The sequence below is a fragment of the Allobosea sp. 10L417 genome (genome assembly GCF_056395485.1).
The window spans coordinates 294,043-318,093 of sequence record NZ_JBFTJP010000003.1 but is presented as its reverse complement, the minus strand read 5'-3'; the positions used below and the strand labels follow the sequence as shown (position 1 = coordinate 318,093).

The 24,051-nt window shown below is 67.3% G+C and carries 23 protein-coding genes and 1 riboswitch; of the genes, 12 read left to right on the top strand and 11 right to left on the bottom strand.

Translation table 11 applies throughout. From position 1 onward, the window contains the following. The 6 genes from AC1DE3_RS11950 to AC1DE3_RS11925 all read left to right on the top strand — a co-directional run bounded on the left by AC1DE3_RS11950 (position 1) and on the right by AC1DE3_RS11925 (position 6,884). The gene (locus AC1DE3_RS11950; RefSeq protein WP_441509498.1) at positions 1 to 1,134 is read left to right on the top strand and encodes an ABC transporter permease; all 1,134 of its coding nucleotides are present in this window, start codon (positions 1 to 3) and stop codon (positions 1,132 to 1,134) included. 39 nt (positions 1,135 to 1,173) lie between these two features. After that, a complete protein-coding gene (locus tag AC1DE3_RS11945; RefSeq protein WP_476779766.1) occupies positions 1,174 to 3,066 on the top strand; it encodes a heavy metal translocating P-type ATPase in 1,893 nt (630 codons plus the stop codon). A gap of 83 nt (positions 3,067 to 3,149) precedes the next feature. Then, complete coding sequence (locus AC1DE3_RS11940; protein ID WP_441509496.1) at positions 3,150 to 4,271, top strand: alpha/beta fold hydrolase; 1,122 nt, start codon at positions 3,150 to 3,152, stop codon at positions 4,269 to 4,271. Positions 4,272 to 4,280: 9 nt separating this feature from the next. Then, entirely contained in the window at positions 4,281 to 5,228 is a 948-nt protein-coding gene (locus AC1DE3_RS11935; RefSeq protein ID WP_441509495.1) for a bifunctional enoyl-CoA hydratase/phosphate acetyltransferase, read from the top strand. After that, complete coding sequence (locus AC1DE3_RS11930; RefSeq protein ID WP_441509494.1) at positions 5,225 to 6,331, top strand: acetate/propionate family kinase; 1,107 nt, start codon at positions 5,225 to 5,227, stop codon at positions 6,329 to 6,331. Before AC1DE3_RS11935 ends, AC1DE3_RS11930 begins: the two co-directional genes overlap by 4 nt. Before the next feature lie 22 nt (positions 6,332 to 6,353). After that, positions 6,354 to 6,884, top strand: coding sequence for a protein-tyrosine phosphatase family protein (locus tag AC1DE3_RS11925; RefSeq protein ID WP_441509493.1), 531 nt, complete (start codon positions 6,354 to 6,356; stop codon positions 6,882 to 6,884). 37 nt (positions 6,885 to 6,921) lie between these two features. Here the strand turns inward: AC1DE3_RS11925 and AC1DE3_RS11920 are convergent, their stop codons facing one another. The 6 genes from AC1DE3_RS11920 to AC1DE3_RS11895 form a co-directional block, all read right to left on the bottom strand. After that, complete coding sequence (locus tag AC1DE3_RS11920) at positions 6,922 to 7,707, bottom strand: ABC transporter ATP-binding protein (protein WP_441509492.1); 786 nt, start codon at positions 7,705 to 7,707, stop codon at positions 6,922 to 6,924. After that, positions 7,704 to 8,747 carry a FecCD family ABC transporter permease gene (locus AC1DE3_RS11915; protein WP_441509491.1) on the bottom strand — a complete coding sequence of 348 codons (1,044 nt, stop codon included), beginning with the start codon at positions 8,745 to 8,747 and terminating at the stop codon, positions 7,704 to 7,706. The genes AC1DE3_RS11920 and AC1DE3_RS11915 overlap by 4 nt, the downstream gene beginning before the upstream one ends. Continuing rightward, entirely contained in the window at positions 8,744 to 9,775 is a 1,032-nt protein-coding gene (locus AC1DE3_RS11910; RefSeq protein ID WP_441509490.1) for an ABC transporter substrate-binding protein, read from the bottom strand. Before AC1DE3_RS11910 ends, AC1DE3_RS11915 begins: the two co-directional genes overlap by 4 nt. Positions 9,776 to 10,048: 273 nt before the next feature. Next, a riboswitch (cobalamin riboswitch) is annotated at positions 10,049 to 10,258 on the bottom strand. 34 nt (positions 10,259 to 10,292) lie between these two features. Continuing rightward, entirely contained in the window at positions 10,293 to 11,297 is a 1,005-nt protein-coding gene (locus tag AC1DE3_RS11905; RefSeq protein WP_441509489.1) for a 1-aminocyclopropane-1-carboxylate deaminase/D-cysteine desulfhydrase, read from the bottom strand. Positions 11,298 to 11,321: 24 nt separating this feature from the next. After that, positions 11,322 to 11,717: a (R)-mandelonitrile lyase gene (locus AC1DE3_RS11900; RefSeq protein WP_441509488.1), complete on the bottom strand. Its 396-nt coding sequence runs from the start codon at positions 11,715 to 11,717 to the stop codon at positions 11,322 to 11,324. A gap of 155 nt (positions 11,718 to 11,872) precedes the next feature. After that, positions 11,873 to 12,655 carry an IclR family transcriptional regulator gene (locus tag AC1DE3_RS11895; protein ID WP_441509487.1) on the bottom strand — a complete coding sequence of 261 codons (783 nt, stop codon included), beginning with the start codon at positions 12,653 to 12,655 and terminating at the stop codon, positions 11,873 to 11,875. A gap of 141 nt (positions 12,656 to 12,796) precedes the next feature. Here AC1DE3_RS11895 and AC1DE3_RS11890 point away from each other — a divergent pair, with 141 nt between their 5' ends. The 6 genes from AC1DE3_RS11890 (at position 12,797) to AC1DE3_RS11865 (ending at position 17,812) form a co-directional block, all read left to right on the top strand. Next, on the top strand, positions 12,797 to 13,459 hold the full coding sequence (locus tag AC1DE3_RS11890; RefSeq protein ID WP_441509486.1) for an amino acid ABC transporter permease: 663 nt from the start codon (positions 12,797 to 12,799) through the stop codon (positions 13,457 to 13,459). After that, positions 13,456 to 14,106: an amino acid ABC transporter permease gene (locus AC1DE3_RS11885; RefSeq protein ID WP_441509485.1), complete on the top strand. Its 651-nt coding sequence runs from the start codon at positions 13,456 to 13,458 to the stop codon at positions 14,104 to 14,106. Before AC1DE3_RS11890 ends, AC1DE3_RS11885 begins: the two co-directional genes overlap by 4 nt. Next, positions 14,093 to 14,824: an amino acid ABC transporter ATP-binding protein gene (locus AC1DE3_RS11880; RefSeq protein ID WP_441509484.1), complete on the top strand. Its 732-nt coding sequence runs from the start codon at positions 14,093 to 14,095 to the stop codon at positions 14,822 to 14,824. The genes AC1DE3_RS11885 and AC1DE3_RS11880 overlap by 14 nt, the downstream gene beginning before the upstream one ends. A 41-nt stretch (positions 14,825 to 14,865) precedes the next feature. Further along, on the top strand, positions 14,866 to 15,648 hold the full coding sequence (locus AC1DE3_RS11875; RefSeq protein ID WP_441509483.1) for a transporter substrate-binding domain-containing protein: 783 nt from the start codon (positions 14,866 to 14,868) through the stop codon (positions 15,646 to 15,648). A gap of 182 nt (positions 15,649 to 15,830) precedes the next feature. Beyond that, positions 15,831 to 16,868: a succinylglutamate desuccinylase/aspartoacylase family protein gene (locus AC1DE3_RS11870; protein WP_441509482.1), complete on the top strand. Its 1,038-nt coding sequence runs from the start codon at positions 15,831 to 15,833 to the stop codon at positions 16,866 to 16,868. Continuing rightward, on the top strand, positions 16,868 to 17,812 hold the full coding sequence (locus AC1DE3_RS11865) for a threonine ammonia-lyase (RefSeq protein WP_441509481.1): 945 nt from the start codon (positions 16,868 to 16,870) through the stop codon (positions 17,810 to 17,812). Before AC1DE3_RS11870 ends, AC1DE3_RS11865 begins: the two co-directional genes overlap by 1 nt. On the opposite strand, the gene AC1DE3_RS11860 is transcribed toward AC1DE3_RS11865, so the two are convergent. The 5 genes from AC1DE3_RS11860 to AC1DE3_RS11840 form a co-directional block, all read right to left on the bottom strand. Next, positions 17,809 to 19,089 carry a four-carbon acid sugar kinase family protein gene (locus AC1DE3_RS11860; protein WP_441509480.1) on the bottom strand — a complete coding sequence of 427 codons (1,281 nt, stop codon included), beginning with the start codon at positions 19,087 to 19,089 and terminating at the stop codon, positions 17,809 to 17,811. The two genes, AC1DE3_RS11865 and AC1DE3_RS11860, sit on opposite strands and share 4 nt — an antisense overlap. A gap of 6 nt (positions 19,090 to 19,095) precedes the next feature. Further along, positions 19,096 to 20,370 carry a ribulose-bisphosphate carboxylase large subunit family protein gene (locus AC1DE3_RS11855; protein ID WP_441509479.1) on the bottom strand — a complete coding sequence of 425 codons (1,275 nt, stop codon included), beginning with the start codon at positions 20,368 to 20,370 and terminating at the stop codon, positions 19,096 to 19,098. 123 nt (positions 20,371 to 20,493) lie between these two features. Continuing rightward, complete coding sequence (locus AC1DE3_RS11850) at positions 20,494 to 21,048, bottom strand: VOC family protein (protein ID WP_441509478.1); 555 nt, start codon at positions 21,046 to 21,048, stop codon at positions 20,494 to 20,496. A 19-nt stretch (positions 21,049 to 21,067) separates the two neighbouring features. Next, a complete protein-coding gene (locus AC1DE3_RS11845; protein ID WP_441510099.1) occupies positions 21,068 to 22,915 on the bottom strand; it encodes a TRAP transporter large permease in 1,848 nt (615 codons plus the stop codon). 89 nt (positions 22,916 to 23,004) lie between these two features. After that, positions 23,005 to 24,021, bottom strand: coding sequence for a TRAP transporter substrate-binding protein (locus AC1DE3_RS11840; RefSeq protein ID WP_441509477.1), 1,017 nt, complete (start codon positions 24,019 to 24,021; stop codon positions 23,005 to 23,007). Positions 24,022 to 24,051: the final 30 nt, after the last annotated feature.

Genomic DNA, 24,051 nt, shown 5'->3' with positions numbered 1-24,051 from the left:
ATGGCCGCGCTCGTCATACACCTCCAGAACATCCTGCGCCTCGTGGTGAAGGAACTGCGCAGCCTGCGGGCAGACCCGATCATGTTGGTGCTGGTGGTCTATGCCTTCAGCATCGCCGTCTACACGGTCGCGACCGGCGTGACGCTCGAGGCTCGGGACCTGACGATCGGCATCGTCGACGAGGACCAGTCGGAATTCTCGCGCACGCTGCTCGGCGCCTTCAACCCCCCGCTCTTCAAGGTCTCGAAGCGCATCGCCGCCAACGAGATCGATGCCGAGATGAATTCCGGCCGCCTCGTTTTCGTGCTCGAGATTCCACCGAAGTTCCAGGCCGACCTGCAGGCGGGGCGAGCCGCGACGCTGCAGCTCAACATAGATGCCACTGCGATGAGTCAGGCTGGCAATGGCGCGGTCTATATCCAGCAGATCATCGCGCAGGAGATCGCGAACCGGCAGGCCGGGCGCGAGACGACGACCACGCTGCCGATCAATCTCGTGGTGCGGGCGCGCTTCAACCCCAATCTCGATTCCGGCTGGTTCAGCTCGGTGATGCAGGTGCTCAACAACGTCACGCTGCTGACCATCATCCTGACCGGCGCGGCGCTGATCCGCGAGCGCGAGCAGGGAACGGTCGAGCATCTCCTGGTAATGCCGGTCACTCCGATCGAGATCATGCTTGCCAAGATGGTCGCGAACGCCCTGGTCATCCTGGTGGCCGCGGTCGCCTCTCTCGTCCTCATCGTCGAATTGGCCTTGGGCGTCCCGATCGCCGGCTCGATCCCGCTCTTCGTGCTGGGAACCGCAATCTATGCCTTTTCCGTCGCAGCGCTCGGCATCCTGCTCGGCACCGTGGCGACGACGATGGGGCAGTTCGGCCTGCTCGCGATTCCGGTCTTCGTGGTCACGCAGCTTCTGTCCGGCGCGACGACCCCGATGGAGAGCATGCCGGTCTGGCTGCAGTGGATCATGCAGATCTTCAGCCCGACGCCGCATTTCGTATCCTTCTCGCAAGGCGTGCTCTATCGCGGCGCGGGGTTCGACGTGGTCTGGCCGGAGATTGCCAAGATCATTGCGATCGGCGCGGCCTATTTCGCCTTCGCGCTCGCCCGGTTCCGCAAGGTGATTTTCGCTTGAGGCGGCGCGGCGGGCAGAGGCGGAACGGGAGCAGCGCCGATGCGTGAGATGGTCGTCCATCTGAGCCTGTTCGCCATCGCCTTGGCCGGTGCCATCGCTGGATTGATCGCAGGCCGTGTCAGCAGCGCATGGTCGCCGGACTTGATCTGGACGGCGGTCACCATCCCCGTGGCGGTTGCGCTGGCGGTCTCGATGCTCCGCGACATGCTGGCCGGGCGGCTCGGCGTGGATGCGATCGCGCTCGTCGCGATGATCGCGTCGATCGCGATGGGCGAGCCGCTAGCCGGCGCGGTCGTCGCCATGATGTATTCCGGCGGCAACCTGCTCGAGGACTATGCGCGCGGCAAGGCGGAGCGCGAACTCAGGTCGCTGCGCGACCGGACACCGCGCATCGCCCACCGGCAGGACGCGGACGGGCTCGTCGATATCGCTGCGGAGGAGGTGGCGGTTGGCGACGAGCTGCTGGTGCGGGCGGGCGAGATGCTGCCGGTGGATGGCGAGCTTCTCGATGCCGAGGCCCGGCTTGACGAATCCGCGGTCACCGGCGAGCCGCTGCCGGAGGCGAAGGCGAAGGGCGAGGCGCTGCGCAGTGGCACAGTCAACGCCGGCGAGGCGTTCCGCTACCGCGCTTCGGCGCCGGCGCGTGAGAGCACCTATGCCGGTATCGTCCGCATGGTTGAGGCGGCGCAGACAGCGAAGGCCCCCTTCATCCGCATGGCCGATCGCTTCGCGCTGCTGCTGCTGCCGGCGACCCTGGTCGTCGCCGGCCTCGCCTGGTGGCTGTCGGGCGATCCGATCCGCGCCCTCGCCGTGCTCGTCGTCGCCACGCCCTGCCCGCTGATCCTCGCGGCGCCGGTCGCCTTCATCGGCGGCGTCTCGCGCGCTGCCCGTGCCGGCATCCTGATGAAGGGCAGCTCGGCCATCGAGGCGCTCGGGCAAGTCCGCACGGCGATCTTCGACAAGACGGGTACACTGACCGAGGGCGGAGCCCGGCTGGTGGCGCTGGAGGCCGCGCCAGATGTCGAAGCGGCCGAGATCCTCCGTCTCGTGGCTTCGCTCGAGCAGGCCTCGCATCATGTGCTCGCCGAGACCCTGGTCGCGCTGGCGCGCCAGAAGGCGCGGCCGCTGTCGCAGCCAACCGAGGTGCGGGAATATCGGGGCTCGGGTCTGGAAGGCATCGTGGACGGCAGGCATGTCCGCGCCGGCTCGCGCAATCTCGTCCTGGGAGACGAGCCGCTCCCGAGTTGGGCGCGGACGGCGCAAGCGGGCCTCGACGGTGCTGCCGCTCTTGCCGTCTTTGTCACCATCGACGGGCAATTCGCCGGCTTTCTCGCCATGGCGGATGCGGTGCGGCCCGACGCGCGCGAGACGCTGGATCGCCTGCATGGTGCCGGGGTCAATCGCATCCTGATGGTGACGGGCGACGATGCCGGCACGGCGGCGGAGGTTGCCGCTCACCTCGCTATCGACGACGTCAAGGCCGAGTGCAGCCCCGCCGAGAAGGTCGCTGCCATCGCGGCGGAGAAGGCTCGTCAGCCGACGATGATGGTCGGCGACGGCTTGAACGACGCACCCGCGCTGGCCGCCGCCGATGTCGGTGTGGCGATGGGCGCCCGCGGTGCGACGGCCTCCTCCGAAGCGGCCGACGTGGTGATCCTCGTCGACAGGATCGACCGGGTCGCGGAAGCGGTCGTGATCGCGCAGCGGACGCGGGCGATCGCGCAGCAGAGCATCGTCGTCGGCCTCGGCCTGTCCGGGATCGCCATGATCTTCGCCGCCTTCGGCTACATTCCGCCCGTGGTCGGCGCGTTCCTGCAGCAGGGCATCGACATCGCCGTCATCCTCAACGCCCTGCGCACGCTAGTAGGCCCTATGGCGCGGCGCCCGACTGCGGAGGCCGCTCCGGCGCCGCGAATCGCGGAAGGGCTTTGACCTGTCGCAAGGCTGTCGCGGTTGCCTCGGCAAGATCGGCTGCCTACCTTCCGAATGTGATCGAGAAAACGGATGTTTCGACCATGGCGACGAGCCGAAGCGCGATAAAGACGTCTTCCCAGCCGGCGAACGGAGCCGACGAGCTCAGCCTGCCCTGGTTCTGGCCCGTCGACGCCGCCTTGCGCTTGACGGAGCGCAATCTCGATTTCCTCTCCGAAGCAGTGAAGATCACCCGGCCGCCGCCGCCGGGCTGGGCGACGCCACACACCGTCCGCCTCGACCTGCCGACGATGTCCTTGCGCGAATTCGGCAAGGCCGGCTCGGATGGTATTCCCGTGCTGGTCGACGCCCCCTATGCCGGGCACAGCGCGACCATCGCCGACTACGACAAGGGGCAGAGCCTCGTCGAGACGCTGCTCGCGAACGGCCTCGAACACGTCCTCGTCACCGACTGGAAGCCGGCGACGCAGGAGATGCGCTATTTCAGCATCGACACCTATCTGGCCGAGCTCAACGCCGCGATCGACGATCTCGGTGGCGTCGTGCATCTGGTCGGCCTCTGCCAGGGCGGCTGGCTGAGCGCGATGCTGGCCTCCCGCTTCCCGGGCAAGGTCAAGTCGCTGGTGCTGGCCGGCGCGCCGATCGACGCCGATGCCGGCGACGGGCCGATCAAGCGCATGGCGAAGACCATGCCGCTGAAGAGCTATCGCGCCATGGTCCGGACGGGGCGGGGCCTGATGCCGGGGCGCTTCATGCTGGCGGGCTGGAAGAACATGCATCCCGACGAGCACTACGTCGACAAGTACGTCCGGCTCTACCAGAACATCGCCGACAAGAACTATCTCGACCGGACCGAGACCTTCGCGGCCTGGTACGAGAACCCGCTCGACCTGCCCGGCGTCTACTACCTCCAGGCCATCGAGCAGATCTTCAAGGACAACCGCTTCGCCAAGGGCGAGTTCGTCGGGCTGGGCCGGCGCCTGAGCCTGAAGGACGTGACCTGCCCGGTCTATCTCCTGGCTGGCGCCGGGGACGACATCACCACCAGCGAGCAGGTCTTTGCGGCGGAGGACCTCGTCGGCACGCCGAAGAAGAAGATCGAGAAGAAGTTGGTGCCCGGCGGCCATATCGGCCTGTTCATGGGCCGCAAGACGCTTGGCGAAACCTGGCCCGGCATCGCCCGCTGGATCGCCGCGCAGAGCTAGAGAGGCGCCATGACGACGCTAACCTCCACCGAATATTTCCGCCTCGCGCTAGGCCGTTGCGAGGATCTCCCGGCGGTGCGGACCGGGGTGGTGCATCCCGTCAAGGCCAATGTGATCGAGGCGGTGGCCGACGCCGTGGCTGAGCAGCTCATCGATCCCGTGCTGATCGGTCCGGCCGCGCGCATCCATGCCGCCGCGCAGGAGGCCGGCATCGACATCTCGCCCTGGCAGGTCATCGATACCGAGCACAGCCATCAGGCGGCGGCGAAGGCGGTATCGCTGGCCGCCGCCGGCGAGCTCGAGGCGCTGATGAAGGGTTCGCTGCACACCGACGAACTGCTGGGCGCGGTCGTGCACGCCGATTCCGGCCTGCGGACCGAGCGGCGAATCTCCCATGCCTTCGTGATGCACATCGAGAGCTATCCCAAGCCCTTCATCATCACCGACGCCGCGGTCAACATCTCGCCCGATCTCGCCGCCAAGGCGGACATCGTCCAGAACGCCGTCAATCTCTGGCATGTCGCGCTGAACGGCATCGACGAGTTGCCCAAGGTCGCGGTGCTGGCGGCCGTCGAGACCGTGAACCCGCGCATGACAGCGACGCTCGATGCTGCCGCGCTTTCGAAGATGGCTGATCGAGGCCAGATCACCGACGCCATCGTCGACGGGCCGCTCGCCTTCGATAACGCCATCAGCGCGGAAGCGGCGAAGGAGAAGGGCATCGTCTCGGCCGTTGCCGGCCATGCCGACATCCTGCTCGTGCCCGAGATCGAGGCCGGCAACATGCTGGCCAAACAGCTCACCTTCCTCGGCGGCGCCGATGCGGCCGGGATCGTGCTTGGCGCGCGTGTGCCGATCATCCTGACGAGCCGGGCCGACAATCTGCGGGCGCGCCTACTCTCCTGCGTCCTGGCGGTTCTTCTGGCTGATGCGCGGCGCACGGGGCGGCTCAGGTGATCGATACCATCCTCGTCCTCAACGCCGGCTCATCCAGCCTGAAATTTCAGGTTTTCCGCAGCGACGACCTTAGCGTGCTCGCGCGCGGCAAGGCGGTGCGTCTCGGCGAGCCGGAGCCGGCCATGGATGCAGGCCTCGCGGACGGCCCGCGCGAGCGCATCGCGCTGCCGCAGGCCTGCGACCACGATACGGCGCTCTCCGCCGTCCTCGCCTTTGTCGACCGCCACGACGATGGCTGGAGCATGAAGGCGGTTGCCCACCGCATCGTCCATGGTGGCGAACGTTATGCCGATCCGGTCGTGCTGACGCCCGAGATCTTCGCCGCGCTGGAGGCGCTCTCGCCGCTGGCGCCGCTGCATCAGCCGCACAATCTCGCCGCGGTGGCGGCCGCCCGGCGCCTAATGGCCGACGTCCCCAACGTCGCCTGCTTCGATACCGCCTTCCACGCGCGGCACGATGCGCTCACCCATGAATTCGCGCTGGAGCAGGGACTGCGCGACAAGGGCATCCGCCGCTACGGCTTCCACGGCCTCTCCTATCAATGGCTGGAGATCGTGCTGGCCGAGCGGCATCCCGACCTCCATGCCGGCCGCGTCGTTGCTGCCCATCTCGGCAATGGCGCAAGCCTCTGTGCCATCCGGGGCGGGCGCAGCATCGATACGACGATGGGGATGACGACGCTCGACGGGTTGCCGATGGGCACGCGCTGCGGCGCGCTCGACGCCGGAGCGGTGCTCTACATGTTCCAGAGCCTGGGCATGAATGCGGGGGAGGTTTCGAACGCGCTCTATGAGCGCTCCGGCCTGCTCGGCCTCTCCGGCCTCTCCAACGACGTCGAGACGCTGCTGAACAGCGACGATCCCCGCGCGCGCTTCGCCCTCGATTATTTCACGCTGAAGGTCGCGCAGTTCAGCGCGGCGATGGCGGCGGCGATGGGCGGCATCGATGGCCTCATCTTCACCGGCGGCATCGGCGAACATGCCGCGCCGGTCCGTAGCGCGATCCTCGATCGCCTCACCTTCCTCGGCGATTTCAAGGTTCTGGTGATCCCGGCTAATGAGGAGAAGGTCATGGCTGTTCAGGCGAAGGCGCTGCTCGCCTGAGCGATAAGCAGGGGAGGCTGCGATGATCAGCGCCCGAACGGGTTTCATGCGACGCGTCGACCTGCCGGCGGCGATCGCCGGCGCCCTCTGGCTTGGGCCGATGCCGGGCCGGCTGCGGCCGCTGGTGGACGATCTGGCCGATCTGGCCCGGCGAGGCATCGCCCGCATCATCTGCCTGACGCCCTTCGAGGAGATCGAGTTGAAGGCGCCGGACTACGCCGCGCGGCAGTCCGACCTCGGCATCCCCGTCACATGCTTCCCGATCGGCGATTTCGGCGTTCCCGATGATGGCGGCGGCCTGAAGGCTCTCGCCGAACAGGCTGCTCGCGATCTCGAAGCGGGCAGGCAGCTGTTTGTTCACTGCGCCGCCGGCATCGGCCGGACCGGCATGGTCGCGACCTGTATCCTGGTTGCGCTCGGCCTGAGTGGTGCCGACGCGGTCGCAGCCATCGCCGCCGCCGGCTCGGGGCCGGAGACGGAGATCCAGAAGCAGCTGGTCGCGCGCTACGCCGAAGAGGCTGTGCATCCCGGAGACAAGACCTCCGGCTCGTGAGCGGGGTGCAAGACCTGCGGCACATTGGTGCCGGCCGTCACGCGCCCGCTTCGTCACGCTCCAGATCGACCAGATACTCGATATGGCGGCGTCCGGCGGTGCCCGGCCGGATCGCCACGGCGACACCGAAGACTTCGCGGATCGTCTCCTCCGTCAGCACAGATTCCGGAGCGCCCGCAACCAGCAGGCGCCCGTGATGCAGCAGCGCGATCTCGTCGCAGAACAGCGCGGCGAGGTTGAGATCGTGCAGCGCGACGATGCAGGTGATGCCGAGCCGCCGGATCAGCGTCAGAATAGAGAGTTGGTGCTGGATGTCGAGATGGTTGGTCGGCTCGTCGAGGATGAGCTCGCTCGGCTCCTGCGCCAGCGCCCGGGCGATGTGGACGCGCTGGCGCTCCCCGCCCGATAGCGTGTGCCAGAGCTGCTCGTGCCTCTCGGCGAGCCCGACGCGGGCGAGCGCCGCGTTGACGGCGGCCTCGTCCGCAGCGGCCCAGGAGGCGAGCGCGGCGCGATGCGGCGTGCGGCCGAGGCGCACGACGTCGCAGACCGAGAGCTGGACCTCGGTCGTCGCCTGCTGCTCGACGAAGGCAAGCCGGCGCGCCAGTTCGCGGCGTGGCACGGCGGCGATGTCGCGCGCGTCGAGCGTCACGACGCCGCTCGCCACGTTGCGCAATCGGCAGAGCAGCCGGAGCAGGCTCGATTTGCCCGAGCCGTTGGGGCCGATCAAGCCGAGGATGCGGCCGGGAGCGGCATGAAGCGTCACGCCGTCGACGATCATCCGTCCGGCTGCGCCCCAGCGCACATCTTGGGTCGCGAGCGTCATGCGGGCTTCCGGGCGCGGTAGAGGATCAGCGCGAAGGCCGGTGCGCCGAACAACGCGGTGACCACGCCGATCGGCAGGATCTGCTGCGGCACCAGCACGCGCGAGAGGATATCGGCGAGGATCATGAAGATCGCGCCGATGACGAGGCTGGCCGGCAGCAGCCGGGCATGGCCCGAGCCGACGAGGAAGCGCGCGGCATGGGGGATGACGAGGCCGACGAAGCCGATCGTGCCGACGATGCTGACCATCGCGGCGGTCATCACGGCGGTCGTTGCGAACAGGACGATCCTCACGCGCATTACCGCCACGCCCAGTGAGGCGGCGGCGTCGGCGCCGAACGCGAAGGCATCGAGCGCCTTGGCGTGCAGCATGCAGATGCCGAAGCCGATCAGCGCAACCGGGGTCGCGATCCACAGATCCGGCCAGCGCACCCCGCCGAAATTGCCCAGCAGCCAGAACATCACGCCGCGCGCCTGCTCGGCGCTGGCGAGCGTCGTCACGATGGTTGCGGTCGCGGCGTTGAAAAGCTGCGAGGCGGCGACGCCGGCCAGGATGACGCGGTCGCTCGCGCCGCCGGCCCCCGCCGCTAGCAGCGCGACGACGGCAAGCGCCGCGCAGGCGCCGATGAAGGCGCCGGTCGACAGGCTGACCGCCATGCCGCCGATGCCGACCCCGAGGATCAGCACCGCGACGGCGCCGGTGGAGGCGCCGGCCGAGATGCCGAGGATATAGGGCTCGGCCAGCGGGTTGCGCAGCAGCGCCTGCAGGATCACGCCGGAAAGCGCCAGCGCCCCGCCGCATAGCCCCGCCATCAGCGCCCGGCTCAGGCGGTAGTCGAAGATGACGCCCTGCTGGATCGCGCCGACCGGCAGGCCGAGATCGAACAATCCGTTGCCGAGCGCCTTGAGCGCGACATCGAACGGGATCGCCATCTCGCCGATCGTCACCGCCAGCGCCACCGAGACGGTAAGCGCCACCAGCGAGAGGAGCGCGATGCCGATCCGCGCCGGCCAATTCGGGCCGTGGGCGGCGTGGCTCAAGGGGTGAGGCCGAAGCTGGCGATCGCCTTGGCGAGCGTCTCGATCCCATCGACCGTGTCGAGCCCCGCGCGGGTCGCGCCCACGTCGATGATCACGACGCGGTTGTTCGTCACCGCGTCGAGCTTGCTGGCAACGGGGTCGGTCTTCAGGAATGCGAGCTTCTTTTCGATGTCATCAGCCGGGAAGCGGCGGCGGTCCATCTTCACGGTGACGATTACGGCCGGGTTGGCGGCGGCGATGCTCTCCCAGCCGACCAGCGGCCATTCCTCATTGGTGGTGATGATGTTGCGCGCCCCGAGCTTGGACAGGATATAGGCGGGCACGCCGTTCCTACCGGCCATGAAGCCGTCGCCCTTGATGTCCTTGCTGGAGAACCAGACGACGACGGGCACATCCTGCGCTTTCAGCTTCGCGACGGACTCGACCGCCTTGTCCTCGCGCGCCTTCAGTTCGGCGACAAGCTTCTCTGCGCGGTCGGAAACATCGAAGATCTGCCCGAACTCGCGGATGTTGCGATAGACCAGCTCCATCGAGAACATCTGCGTGCGCACGCCGTCACCCGGGCCTGAATTGTCCTTGCCGACGCAATCGGTCGGCGAGACATAGGTCGGCACCTTCACCTTGTGGAACTGGTCGCGCTTGCCGACGATGCCGTTCGGCCCGACATGCCATTCGAACATCGCGGTGACGAGATCGGGCTCCTGCCCGACCACCGCCTCGAAGCTCGGATCATTGTCGGCGAGGCGCTTCACCTTGGCGTTGACGGCCTCATAGGGCTTGGCCACCGGCGAGAACCAGACGGCGGTGCCGACCACCCGGTCTCCGAGGCCGAGCGCGTAGAGAATCTCTGTCTGGGTCTGGCCGATCGCGACCACGCGCTTGGGCGGTGCGTTGAAGGTGATGGTCTCCCGGCAATTCTCCAGCGTCAGCGGGTATTGCGTCGGCGCTGCGGCGACCGGCGCGGCGAACAGGACAAGGCCGGCTGCGGCGGCGAAAAGGGTGGGCAGCAGCGAAAAGGCGGGACGCATGGGGGCAACCGGGCTGACGCGGGCACCGCGTCGGCGAAACCGGGCGGTTTCGGCGCGATGTTCACAAGATGTAACAATGTTGCATTTCTCATAGGTCGCACGACGTGGACGCGTCAAGCGTGTCGCGGCCCTTGCGGCGGCCCGGCCGAAGATCATGGACATGGAATTCATCGCTCCCCGAGATGAGGCGGGGGAGCTTCGATGGATACGGCCGGAAGGCGCAGCTCTGGAGCCGGCCGCCGACGCGCACCCCTCCGGAACACCCCGCCCGAAAGACGCCTTGCGATCGCGGCAGGTCTCCTGGCTCACGGGTCGACGCCTGATCCGCCCGGCCTTCCCGGCGCAGGGCGCCAGTGGACGATGGACGGAGGGCTCGCCGCTTACAGTTGCGGGGGCAGCCTCGGCATTGGCGCGGGAAGCGCCTCACCGAATTCCCTCTTAGCTCCGGGCGTGACCCGGAGAACCTCGATCGAGCGGCACCATAGAGCGGCGCCGAAGCCCGTCAAGCGATACGACGTTAGGTCAGCGTCCGGAACAGGCTGAATTGCGAGAAGAGCGCGGCGGTGCCGCCGGTATGGAGCACGCAAGCGGGCTCGCCGCCGGCAATCCCTCCATCGGCAACCCGCTCGAGGAAGCAGGCGCAGGTCTTCGCGGTGTAGACATGTTCGATCAGGATGCCCTCGGTGCGCGCGAAGCTCAGGATGGCCGCTTCCGAGGCCGGAGTCGGGGCGCCCCAGCCGTCGCCGAGATAGCCCATGTGATAATGCAGGGGCGCGGCCTCCAGCGAGTCGACGTCGAGCCCCGTCCGCTCCCGCAGGCCCTCGTAGATCGCCCGGACACGCCCCGCCAGCTCCGTCAGCGCATACTCGACGCTGACGAGATGGATGCGGAAGGGGTGCCCCAGCAGGGCGTTGCCGAAGAGGAAGCCAGCCTCGGTCGGCCCCATCGAGCCGGCAAGAAAGACATGCTTGATCGGGGCTTCTTCACCTTGCGACTGCTCATGCAGCTCGAAGGCGGCCCGAACATAACCCATCGCGCCCAGCACGGGATCGCCGACGATGTAGGGCGTCCGGCCCTGCCGGGCGAGTTCTGCGGCGGCCGCTGCAAGCGCCGCGTTGCGCTGGCTTTCATCGACCGGTCCGAGGAAGCGCAACTCCGCGCCGAACAGCCGGTTGAGGAAGGAGGCCTGGCGGTTCTCCTGCGTGTCGGCCGCATTGTGCAGGACGAGGCAGTCGAGCCCGACGAGCGAAGCCGCCGCGGCCGTCAGACGGCAGAGATTGGAGCTGGCGCCGCCGCCTACTAGGAGGATATCGGCCTTCTGCCGCAGCGCGTCCCCCAGCCAGTATTCAAGGCTCCGCAGCTTGTTGCCGCCGAGCGCGATTGGCATCAGATCATCGCGCTTGGCGTAGATGCCGGGCCGCGCGAGCTTCTCCTCGAAACGGTGCAGCCGCTGAAGCGGCGTCGGAGTGTCGAGCAGAACGTGGCGGGCCTCGCGCAGGAGGCTGGAGAGCTCAGGCTTCATCGTTTCGCCCCACTATGCCGGCCATCAGCCGCCATACTGGTCGTCGGAGACCTGCTCCAGCCACTCCACGACCTTGCCGTTCTCGGCTTCCTGAACGGCGATATGGGTCATCCCGGTCGAAGGCGCCGCGCCGTGCCAGTGCTTTTCGCCGGGCGGGAACCAGACAACGTCGCCGGGCCGGATCTCCTCGATCGGACCGCCCCAGCGCTGCACCCGGCCGACCCCGCTGACGACGATCAGCGTCTGGCCGAGGGGATGCGTATGCCAGGCCGTCCGCGCCCCCGGCTCGAAGGTGACGCTCGCGCCCTGCACGCGCTCCGGCGCATGCGGATTGAAGAGCGGGTCGATCCGGACCGATCCGGTGAACCAGTCGGCCGGTCCTTTTCCGGATGGGCGCGAGCCCGCGCGCATGATCTCCATGACGATCTCCTGATGGTTTGAACTGCGGCGACCGGGAATCGGTGCTGTCGACAGCCACGCGAAGCCCATTGTTTCGGCAGGAGGGGATCACCCGAAGACTGCGACCGTCAAGGCCTCTCGCGCTGGTCGCAACGGCGTTCTCGATTGGGACTTTCTCAGAGCGAGAGCTGCGAACCCGCCTCCCGGCAGGAGGCCTTGAGCGCGAGCAGGATCGCCGCTTCATCGGTCGCGATGCCGTGCCGCTGCAGGCAGGGCACGAGGATCGCCGCTTCGGCATGACCGCTCGGGCCGATCACCGGGCAGGCGATGTCGGTCACCGCCATGATGTCGCGGCTCGGCGCGACGCGATGTCCGGTGGCGCGGATTTCCGCGAGGGTGCGATTGGTCTCGTCGCTCTCCAGCTTGTCGCGGTCGGCCTCGGAGGCCTCCTTCATCAATTGCCGGCGCCGCGTCTCGCTCTGGAAGGCGAGGATAAGCAGGCCCGAATTCGCGTCGAGCGCCGGCCTTCCATAGCCCGGCCGCACGATGACGCTGGCGTCGAGATGGCCGGAGGTGGTCGCGAGCACCACGGTCTGCGCCCGGCTCAGCACGACGAGATGCGCGGCCTGCCCGCTATCCTCGCTGAAGCGCTCCATCAGCGGCAGTACGATCGAGGTGAGCTGGCGCCCGCCCGGCGTGCGGATGCCGAGGTCGAACAATCGGCGTGACAGGGCGAGGCGGTCGGTGCCGGCCTCGCGGGCGAGATAGCCGCGCTGCTGCAGCACGAAGACCATGCGGAAGATCTCGCTTTTCGAGCGGGCGAGGCGCTCGGCGATCTCACGCGTCGAGAGCGGCTCGCCCGCCTCGGCGAGGAGCTCGAGGATGTCGAGCCCCTTCTCCAGCGCGGGCGCCGCGTAGGAACTTTTGTCTCCGTTCTCGGAGTCGGGCAGGTCGCTCATATCTTCCTGTTTCATATATGAAGCTTGACATCAAATAAGAAACGAACCTAGCCTCCTCGTAAAGGGGAGGCGGATGGTGCGGTGGCCTGATCATATCGCGCGTTCGAACAACGCTGCGAGACAGCCGCAAGGCGGCCGGGCATGAAATATGGCCTGCAGTTCCGCGATGTTTTCGCGGCCTGGGAATCGATCCTCGCCGGCGTCTGGGTCACGCTGCTCCTCTCGGCGGCGGCGATGATCGGCGGCCTCGTCATCGGCATCGCCTGCGCGGCGGCCCGCGTCTATGGCCCGGCCTGGCTGCGCCGGATCGTCGGCAGCTATGTCGAAATCATCCGCAACACGCCGCTGCTGGTGCAGCTCTTCCTGATCTTCTTCGGCCTGCCCAGCTTCGGCCTGAGGCTCGACGGTTTCACCGCCGCGATCATCGCGCTCGTCGTCAATCTCGGCGCCTATACCACCGAGATCGTCCGCGCCGGGCTCGAGGCCGTGCCCAAGGCGCAGGTCGAAGCCGGCCATTCGCTCGGTCTCTCCGGCCTGCAGGTTTTCCGCTATGTCGTGATGTTTCCGGCGCTGAAGGCGATGTTCCCGGCGCTCGCCAGCCAGTTCGTGCTGCTGATGCTGGCGACCAGCGTCGTCTCGCAGATCTCGGTCGAGGACCTCTTCCATGCGGCCTCGATCGTGCAGTCGCGCACCTTCCGCGACTTCGAGGTCTACACCGTCATCGGCGTGCTCTATCTCGGGCTCGCGATTGCCTTCCGCGGCCTGTTCGCGGGCATCTACTACTGGGCGTTCGTCAGGCGATGATCCGCGAATTCGGCCTCATCGATGTGATGTATCTGATCGCGGCGGCGCGCTGGACGCTGGCGCTCACCGTCACCGCCTTCATCGGCGCCTCGCTGATCGGCATCCTCATCGCCATCGCCCGCATCCTGCCCTTCGCGCCGCTGCGCTGGGTTTCGGCGGCCTATATCCACATCGTCCAGGGCACGCCGCTGCTGGTCTGGCTGTTCGTGATCTTCTTCGGCTTGCCGCTGATCGGCATCTCGGTCAATCCGTGGATTGCCGCCGCGACCGCCTTTTCGGTCTATGGCAGCGCCTTCCTGGGTGAGATCTGGCGCGGCGCACTGGTCTCGATTGCGAAGACGCAGTGGGAGGCCGGTGCCTCGCTCGGGCTCTCGCTCTGGGAGCAGCTGCGCTACATCATCGTGCCGCAATCGGTCCGGGTGGCGATCCCGCCGACGGTCGGTTTCCTCGTCCAGCTGATCAAGAACACCTCGCTCGCCGCGGTGATCGGCTTTGTCGAGATCACCCGCGAAGGACAGCTCACGGCGGCCGGCACCTACAAGCCCTTCGCCGTCTACATCACCGTCGCCGCGATCTATTTCGCGATGTGCTTCCCCCTCACGCAATGGAGCCGCTCGATCGAGCGGAAGCTCGATGTCGCTCGTTGAAATCCATGGGATCAACAAGAGTTACGGTGCCGTCCAGGTGCTGAAGGATGTGACGCTCGACGTCGCCAAGGGCGAGATCATCGCCGTGATCGGCCGCTCCGGCTCGGGCAAGAGCACGATGCTCCGCTGCATCAACGGGCTGGAGCCGGTGCAGGCCGGCGTCATCCGTGTCGACGGCACGCAAGTCAACGATCCCAAGACCAATCTGCGCAAGCTGCGCCAGGAGGTCGGCATCGTCTTCCAGAGCTTCAACCTGTTCCCGCATCTCTCGGTCTGCGACAACATCACCTTGGCGCCACGGGTGGTGAAGAAGCAGGCGCCGCAGGCCGCCCGCGAGGTGGCGCGCGAGGTGCTTGCCCGTGTCGGTCTTGCCGACAAGCTCGACGCCTATCCCTCGCAGCTTTCCGGCGGCCAGCAGCAGCGCGTCGCCATCGCTCGCTCGCTCGCCATGCGGCCGAAGCTGATGCTGTTCGACGAGGTCACCTCCGCCCTCGATCCCGAACTGACCGGCGAGGTGCTCAAGGTCCTCGAATCCGTCGCGCAGGAAGGCATGACCATGATCCTGGTGACGCATGAAATGGGTTTCGCCCGCCGCTTCGGCTCGCGCGTCGTCTTCATGCATGAGGGGCGTATCCACGAGCAGGGCCCGGCCGCTGCCGTGCTGGCTGAGCCGAAGACGCCGGAACTCCAGACCTTCCTCAGCGCTGTCCTGCACTGAGGCGGAACCAAAAACCGACATCAACGAGGGGAGAAAAGACGATGCGTTCATTGTTCGCAGGTTTAGCCGCCCTGGCGGTCGCAGCCTTCGGTGCGGCGGAGGCCAAGGCCGACAAGCTTCAGGACATCCTGTCCAAGGGCGTGGTGCGCATCGGTGTACCGCTCGACGCGCCGCCCTTCGGCGCCCAGGATGCCGACCGCAAGCCGATCGGCTTCGACATCGAGATGGCCGAAATGGTCGCCAAAGGTCTCGGTGTGAAGCTGGAGATGCAGCAGATCACCGGCGCCAACCGCATCCCATTCCTGATGACCGACAAGGTCGACATCGTCATCTCGGTGATGGGCCTGACCCCTGAGCGCGCCCGGCAGATCCAGTTCACGGCGCCCTACGCCAACACCTTCCTGGCGGTCTACGGCGCCAAGAATTCGACGGTGAGCAGCCCGGAGACGATCGGCTCCGCGCGTGTCGCCGCCGCCAAGGGCACGACGCAGGAGCTCGCCATCTCGGCAGCGGCGCCCAAGGCCAGCCTGATGCGGACCGAGGACGATGCCACGGCAGCGGCGGCCTATATCACCGGCCAGGCCGATCTGCTCGCCACGAACTCGATCGTGGCGCAGGCGCTCGCCAAGCAGAACCCGAACAAGGAGTTCGAGCGGAAATTCGTCATCCGCCGCAGCCCGGCGCATATGGGCGTGCAGATGGACCAGCATAATCTCGTGCGCTGGCTCGACGGCTTCATCTTCTTCAATTCCATGAACGGCGAGCTGGACCGGCTCCATCGCAAGTATCTGGATATGCCGATGGACCCGCTGCCGACGCTCTAGTCGGAGCCACATCCGTCATTCTCGGGCGAAGCGTAGCGCAGACCCGAGAATCTCCTGACCAGAAGGCGCTGGTCGGGAGCCTTCTTCTGCCGGAGATGCTCGGGGCAAGCCCGAGCATGACGGCTCGTCTCGCCCTTCCTTTGCCGGAGAGGGCTCCCAAGCCACGTCCCATCGAGCCCGCCATGACCAGCTCCCGCCCCAAGCCGAACCCGCGCCCCTCCAGCGCCTTCCTCACCGTCGATCTCGACCGGGAGGGCAAGCAGACCGGCTTCCTGATGATCCCGCACTCGCCGCATGACGATGCCTGGGGCGCGACGCGCGTGCCGATCGCCGTGATCAAGAACGGCGCCGGCCCGACCGTGATCATGGAGGGCGGAAACCATGGCGACGAATACGAGGGCCCGATCACGATCTGCGATCTGATCCGCGATCTCGATCCCGGCCGCGTCCAGGGCCGCCTCATCCTGATGCCGGCGAACAATGTCCATGCCGTCATGGCCGGTCAACGCACCTCGCCGGTCGACGGGCTGAACTTCAACCGCACCTTCCCGGGCGATCCGCGCGGCACCATCACCCAGCAGATCTCGGCCTTCGTCAGCGACCATATCCTGCCGATCGGCGACGCCTTCCTCGACCTGCATTCGGGCGGCTCCTCGCTCGACATCATCCCGAGCGCCATCGTCGAGCCGACTGATGACCCGGCGCTGCACAAGCGCAACGTCGCCGCCGTGCAGGCCTTCGACGCACCGATGACCGTCGTCATCAGCAATCTCGGCGAGCCCCGTACGGCGACCGCCGCCGCCTGCCGGGCCGGGCTCGTCACGGTCGGCACGGAGATGGCCGGCGCCGGCACGGTCTCGCTCGAAGCGCTTTCGGTCTGCCGGCGCGGCGTCGCCAATGTGCTCGACCATCTCGGCGTCGTCGTCAGGGAGAAGCCTGAGCCGAAGCGCGGCGACGGCCAGATCCTCGAACTGCCCGGCATCTCCGCTTACGTCTATGCGACGGCGGACGGCATCTTCGAGCCCTTCCACGCCAATGGCACCAAGGTCAGCGCCGGCGAACCGGCCGGCCGCATCCACTGCACCTGGGACCCGGCGCGCCCGCCCGAGACGCTGCACTACGCCGCCGACGGCATCCTTTATGGCCGTCGCCAACCCGGCCGCGTGAAGCCGGGCAATTGCTGCCTGATCGTCGCGGCGCCCTATCGCGGAACCCTGTGATGATCGCGCTCGACGAGATCCGCGCCGCCCGTGAGCGCATCGCGCCCCACATCCGGAAAACCCCGATGCTGCCCTATGCGAAGACGCGCGGCGGCGATTTCGGCGGCGACGTCACGCTGAAGCTCGAATTGCTGCAGGCCGCCGGCTCCTTCAAGGCGCGCGGCGCGATGAACCGGCTCCTGACGCTGTCGAAGGATGAGCTCGCGCGCGGCGTCGTCACCGCATCGGGCGGCAATCACGGCCTCGCCATTGCCCGCTCGGCCCATGTGCTCGGCGTGCCCGCGACGATCTTCCTGCCGTCCAACGCGGCGCCCGACAAGATCGCCAAGCTGCGCGACTGGGGCGCGGACGTCCATATCGTCGGCGCGATCTGGGACGATGCGAATGCGGCTGCACTCGCCCATTCAGCAAAGACCGGCGCGACCTATGCTCATCCGTTCAGCGATCCCGTCGTTGTGGCGGGGCAGGGCACGCTCGGCCTCGATATCCTCGACGACATGCCGGACGTGGACATCATCCTCGTCGCCATCGGCGGCGGCGGTTTGATCACTGGCCTCTCGACGGCGGTGAAGGCTTTGCGCCCACAGACGCGGATCATCGGCATCGAGCCTGTGGGCTCCCCAACTCTGCATGCCTGCCTCGCCGCCGGGCGCTTGGTCGCGCTCGACCGGCTGGAGACACGCGTCGCCACCATGTCCTGCCGCCAGACGGATCAGGCGATCTATGAGGCGGTGGCCCGCAATGTCGACGAGATCGTGCTGATCACCGATGCCGAGATGGAACAGGCGGCGAAGTCGCTCTGGTTCGAATTCGGCATCGCAGCCGACCTGTCGGGCGCAGCCGCGCTGGCGGCGCTGCAGTCCGGACGGGTCGCGCTTACCGGCGGCGAGAAAGTCTGCGCGCTGGTCTGCGGTGCCGGAACCGATGGCTGCTTGCCGAGTTAGGCGCGGACCTCGTCGTTGAAGAAGCCGGGCGGACCCATCTGTCCGCCTTTCAGCACGATATCGAGCCCGTCGAGACGCGGATCTTCGGAATGGGCGCGGCAGAACGGGGCGCCGGGCACGCATGGTCCGCGATAGGACAGGCCCCAGAGAGGCAGGGCGCGGATAGCCATGGTCGAGGTGTCGCCACCGGCTACGACGAGCCGGCTAAGGCGCGCCTCGGCCATGATCGCGGCAAGCAGGCGCCCGGTCGCGCCCGCCACTTTAGCGGCTGATGCGGGCGCGCCCTCCGGCTGCTCGGTCACCAGCATCACGTCACCTTGGGCAAGCTCGGAAAGGGTCGCTGCCTGCAACTGGGCGCCATAGGCTTCGTCCGAGAGCAGCCGTTCCGGCCGAACAGGAAGCATCGTATAGCCTCTGGCGGTTTCAACCTGAGCGCGGGTCACCGGCGACAGACTACCGACGAGGGCAAGCAAGGGCCCGCCGTGGCGCTGATGGGTCTCGTCGGCCAGCGCGGCGGCGAACGCCCTTGGATGCCCGGCCGCGAAGGCGCGTGCAACCGAGCTGGCGCCCACGGCCAGCATCGGCCCATTCTCCAGCGAAGTCGCAAGCAATCCGCCGATCGCCGCGAGGTCGGCTTCGGCGGCGACATCGAAGAGAACGGCCGCGTTTCCGTTGGAGAGAGCATCGGCCTGTGCGACCGAGTGGCCCGCATAGGCACGGAAGTCGACGAGCCCGACATCGTCGAGGCCTTGCGCGGCAAGATGCCGGCGCAGATCGGCCTCCGCCATCGGCGTCACCGGGTGGCGGCTCATCGTCGGGTGCCGGTCGATGCGGTGGATCGTGCCGTCGCCGCCAGCCGCGAACAGGTTTCCGAACAGGCAGAAGCGCCCGAGATTGGGTTGACCGCCGAGGATCGGCACGAGCGGGTTCGGAAAGAAGGGTCTCAGCGCCGCAACCGCCGCGCCGATGCTGCCGATATGGGGCGCGCTGTCGAAGGTGGAGCAGCATTTGTAGTGCATCAGCCCGACGCCGCGTTCGGCGAAGAAGCGCCCGATCTCGGCAAGCTCGGCTGCGATCGCCTCCGGCGCCATGGCCCGGCTCGCCCCGGCGATGCCGATCGCGTCGAGCGGACCGGCGGCGTCGAGCTGTGCGGCGCTCGGCTGGCTTAGGAAAAGCAGGGCCCGAAATCCGCCTTCGGCCAACGTTGCCAGCGTATCGGTCGAGCCGGTGAAATCGTCGCCATACCAGCCATAGAGAGGCGTGCGCTTCGCAGTCACGGCGCGCTAACCCGCCTCGCCGCCGAAGGTGTCGAGTGCCTGTTGCAGCTCGGGATGCGCGCGGGCTGCCTCGGCGATCGGCATGCCGTCGGCGACCGCCGCCCACGCCTGCCGGATGCTGGCGACGCCGGCCTTTGGCCCGCCAGGATGGGCGAGGATGCCGCCGCCGGCCATGAACAGCAGGTCATCATGGCCGATCGCGTCCCAGGTCGGTTGCGCGGTGCCGGCCCATTGCCCGGAGGAGAAGGCGGGCATCACCCGGTCGTCGGCTCCTTCCGTCAACGGCGTCACGCAATCCCTGGCGGAGGTCACGACCTCCTCGTCCTCCTGCGCGAATTTCCCCTTCAGGCCATGGACATGCATATGATCGACGCCAGCCAGCCGCCACAGCACCTGATAGGCCTGGAAGCCGATGCCGAGCAGCGGGTGGCGCGAGAGGGCGCCATAACCGTTGCGATGCCCGTGCAGGGCAAGATCGGTCGAGCGGCGCAGGCTCTCGATCGCGGAGAAACCGCACCAGTTCAGGCTCGCCATCACGCAGGAGCCGCCTTCGCGCGCGACGAGATCGGCATGGCGGCGCATCGCGTCGGTCTCGTCGGTGATGTTGAAGGCGACCATGACGTGCTTGCCGGTCTTGTCCTGATGCCGGCGCACGGCCGCCATCACCGCCGGAATGCGCTCGGCCAGCGGCGCATGCACCGGATCGGCCGAGATCTCGTCATCCTTGATGAAGTCCAGCCCCGCCTCGCAGAGGCCTGCGACGAGCTCGGCCGTCTGCGCGGCGCTCAGGCCGACATTCGGCTTGATGATCGAGCCGACGAGCGGCCCTTTTGCCACGCCGGTCAGGCGGCGCGTGCCGGCAATGCCCTGCGCCGGCAGCGGGAAACGCTGGCGATAGGACCAGGGCAGCGAAATGCTTTCGAGCCGCAGGCCCGTGACTTCGCCGAGATCGTAGAGATTGCCGGCGACGACGGCAGCCAGCGTCGCGAGATTGGCGCCGACATTGTCGACCGGGAAGGAGATAGTGATCCGCGCCCGACGCCATGGCCCGCCGACGCCCTTTCGGGCGAGCCAGGCATTCGGCAGGCTGGGCTCCGTCGCCGGCGCCAGCTCCTCGATCCGCGTGACGACGGCACGGGCCCGCTCGCGTAGTTCGTCGGTCTCGCCGGCGACGCGGGCGAAGGTGCCGCAGGATTGCTCGCCCGCCATCACCTCCGCGACCTCAGCCGGGTCGAGCGGGGTTTCGATCAGGTAGGTCGCTTCGAAGCGGTTCTCGGTCATCGCACGCATCCAGGCCGTTCATAAGGCGTCATTCTCGCGCTTGACCCGAGAATCTCAGGACCAGAGGGCGCTGGTCCTGAGATGGTCGGGTCAAGCCCGACCTGACGTGGCGCTTTCGCGATCTCAGGCCGCCGCCGCAGTGAGCTTGCTCAGGTCCGGGAAGGGCCGGACGGGGTCCTTGCCGTCCCAGGTCTCCGAGGCCTCGCGGATCAGCCGGAACATCTCGCCCTTGGGTCCGGCGACCTCCGAGAGCTCGATCACCGTGCCCGGATGGTAATGCGTGTCGAAATAGACGAAGCGGCCGCGTTCGCCGACCTCGCCTGACATCACCGGCTTGAAACCCTCGGCAAGGAGGCGCTCCATGTCGGCGTCGTAGTCCGAGGTCCAGTAGGCGACGTGCTGCAGGCCGGTCAGCCCCGCATCGGTGAAGTCCTTGTACATGGACGGCACGGCGTTGCGGCACTGGATCAGCTCGATCTGGAGCGGGCCGGAATTGGCCAATGCCACCGAGTTGTGCGGCTCGTAGGCCTCGCCCTTGTAGCGGTAGTTCCTGATCGGAACCTTCGGATTGTAGAAGAACGGCCCGACGCCCAGCACGCGGCTCCAATAGTCCATCGCCGCCTCGATATCCGGGACGACATAGCCGGCCTGACGGATCTGGCCAAAGAAGCGGCTCATGGGCGTTGCTTTCTGAGTATCAGGTTCTGAGGAAGCCGATGGAGATCCACGGCACGGCAGCGACGACGACGAGGCCGATGAGCAGGGCGAGGATGTAGCCCCAGATGTATTTCAGGCCTTCGTCGGGATTGATCTTGCTGATCGCGCAGGCCCCGTAATAGCCGACGCCGAAGGGCGGGGCGAAAAGCCCGATGCCCATCGCGAAGATCACGACCATCGAATAGTGCACCTCATGCACACCGACCTGCTTGGCGATCGGGAAGACCAGCGGCCCGAACAGCACGATCGCGGGGATGCCCTCAAGCACGCTGCCGAGGATGGTGAAGGCGACGATCGAGATGGCGAGGAAGCCCCAGCTTCCGCCCGGCACGGCCGCCATCATCTGGGCGAGGTCGCGCGAGAAGCCGGATTGCGTCAGGCCCCAGGCCATCGCGGTGGCGCAGCCGATGATGAAGATGATGGCGCCGGTGAGCGAGGCCGTTTCGACCAGCATCCGCGGCAGCCGGCGCCAATCGAACTGGCGATAGAGCAGGATGCCGGCCAGCACCGCATAGGCGATGCCGATGGTGGAGACTTCCGTGGCTGTCGCCACGCCCTCGACCACCGCGGCGCGGATGACGAAGGGCAGGGCGATGGCCGGGGCCGCGATCAGGGCAAGCTTGGCGATCTCGCGCTTGGAGAAGCGGGTGACGTTGCTGAGGTCTTCGCCGCGGCAGCGCCACCAGACCACGAAGCAGAGCGCCGCGCCCAGCACCACGGCGGGCAGCATGCCGCCGGTGAACAGCGCCGCGATCGAGACGCCGGTCACCGAGCCGATGGTGATCAGCACGATCGAGGGCGGGATCGTCTCGGTCTGCGCGCCAGTCGCCGAAAGCAGGGCGACGAGGTCGCCGGGCTTGGCGCCGCGCTTCTTCATCTCGGGGAAGAGAACCGGCGCGATCGCCGCCATGTCGGCGATCTTCGAGCCGGAAATGCCGGAGACCAGATACATCGCGCCGACCAGCACATAGGACAGGCCGCCCCGGACATGGCCGAGCAGGCTCGCCAGGAACTGGATCATGGCGCGCGCCATGCCGGTCATCTCGATCAGCGCGCCCAAGAAGATGAAGAGCGGCACGGCGAGCAGGATGAGATGGCTCATGCCCTCGTCGAGCCGGCCGACCATGACGAGCATCGGCGTCGACGTCGTACAGGCGAGGTAACCGAAGGTGGCGAGCGCGAAGGAGAAGGCGATCGGCACACCGGAGAAGACGTTGAGTGCGACGACGCCGACGAAGAAGACGATCAGGTTGAGCTTGCCAAGCGGCTTCAGCATCGGCCCGATGAGCCAGAACAGCAGCACGAGCAGCGCCGTCAGCCCGATCGCCATGAGCACCGGCTTCAGCGAGCCGAAGCGCAGCAGCCGGCAACCCGCCGCGATCAGCATCAGCCCGACGCCGACCGGAATCGCCGCTGCCCGCCAGGCATTGGTGATCTCCAGCGCCGGGGTAACGATGAAGCTCTCCTCCTGCGCATACTCGATCGCATGCGGGATGATCAGCAGCAGGAAGGCGATGGAGGCGGTGATCGCGACCGCCTCCAGCAGCGCCCGCGTCGGCGGCGAGACGCGGCTGACGAGGCCGGTCATCCGCATATGCTCGCCGCGCCGCAGCGCCACGACGGCGCCGAGCATCGACAGCCACAGGAACAGGATCGAGGCGAGCTCGTCCGACCAGACGAGCGGTGCATGGAAAACGTAGCGGGCCGCCACGCCCGCCCCGAGGATGATGATCTCGACCAGCACCAGCACTGCCGCCGCCGTCTCGACCAACCCGCCCAGCACGCGGTCGAGATGGCCTGCGAAGCGGCCGATCCCGGTCGTGGGCATGGCGGCAGCGGGAAGGGTCGCGCTGTGAACATCCATCGGGGCGTTTCCTGATTTATGCGTTGGGTGCCTTATAGGCCCGCCCGCATTCCTCAGGCCAGCTTGCCGACGGCGCCTTCGAGCAGGCTCCAGGCCTCCGCTCCGAAGCGCTCCTGCCACTCCTTGTAGAAGCCGGAATCGCGCAGCTTGGCGCGGAAGGATTCGGGGTCGGTCTTGTTGAAGGCGAGGCCCTTCGATTGCAGGTCCGCCTGCACGGTTTCGTTGAGTTTCTTGATGTCGCCGCGCTGGGCGACGCCGGCATCGTTGATCGCATTGGCGACGATCGTCTGGATGTCGGCCGACAGGCCGCGCCAGGCGCGTCCGTTGGCGATGAACCAGAAACCGTCCCAGATATGGTTGGAGACGGCGCAGCTCTTCTGCACCTCGTAGAGCTTGGCGACCTGGATGATCGGCAGCGGGTTCTCCTGCGCGTCGACGACCCTGGTCTGCAACGCCGAATAGACTTCCGAGAACTGCAGGCTCGCCGGGGCGGCGTCGAGCGCCTTGAACATCGAGATCGAGAGCGGGCTCACCGGCACGCGGATCTTCAGGCCGGCCATTTCCTTGGCCGATTCGATCGCCTTGCCCGAGGTGGTCATCTGGCGGAAGCCGTTGTCCCACATCTTCTCGAAGGCATAGAGGTTCACCTTGGAGATGGCGTCACGGACATGGGCGCCGAGCTTGCCGTCCATCGCCTTCCAGACCTGATCGTAATCGGCGAAGGCGAAGCCGACCGCGTTGATCGCCGCGACCGGCACCAGCGTCGCGATGACGAGCGCGGAGGGCGTGAAGAAGGTGATGCCGCCATTGCGCACCTGGCTCAGCATGTCGGTGTCGCCGCCGAGCTGGTTGTTCGGGAAGATCTTGATCTCGACCCGGCCGTTCGTCTCCTTCGCCACGCGCTCGGCCGCTTCCTGGGCGCGGATGTTGAGCGGGTGGCTGAGCGGCAGGTTGTTGCCGTATTTCAGCTCGATCTCGGCGGCGCGCGCGATGTGCGGCATGCCGATGAGCGAGGCGGCGGGGGCGGCGGCCAGCGTGCGCAGCACCGTGCGGCGCGTGAAGTTCGTCATGGTGGTCCTCCCGATATCGCTGATGCGATT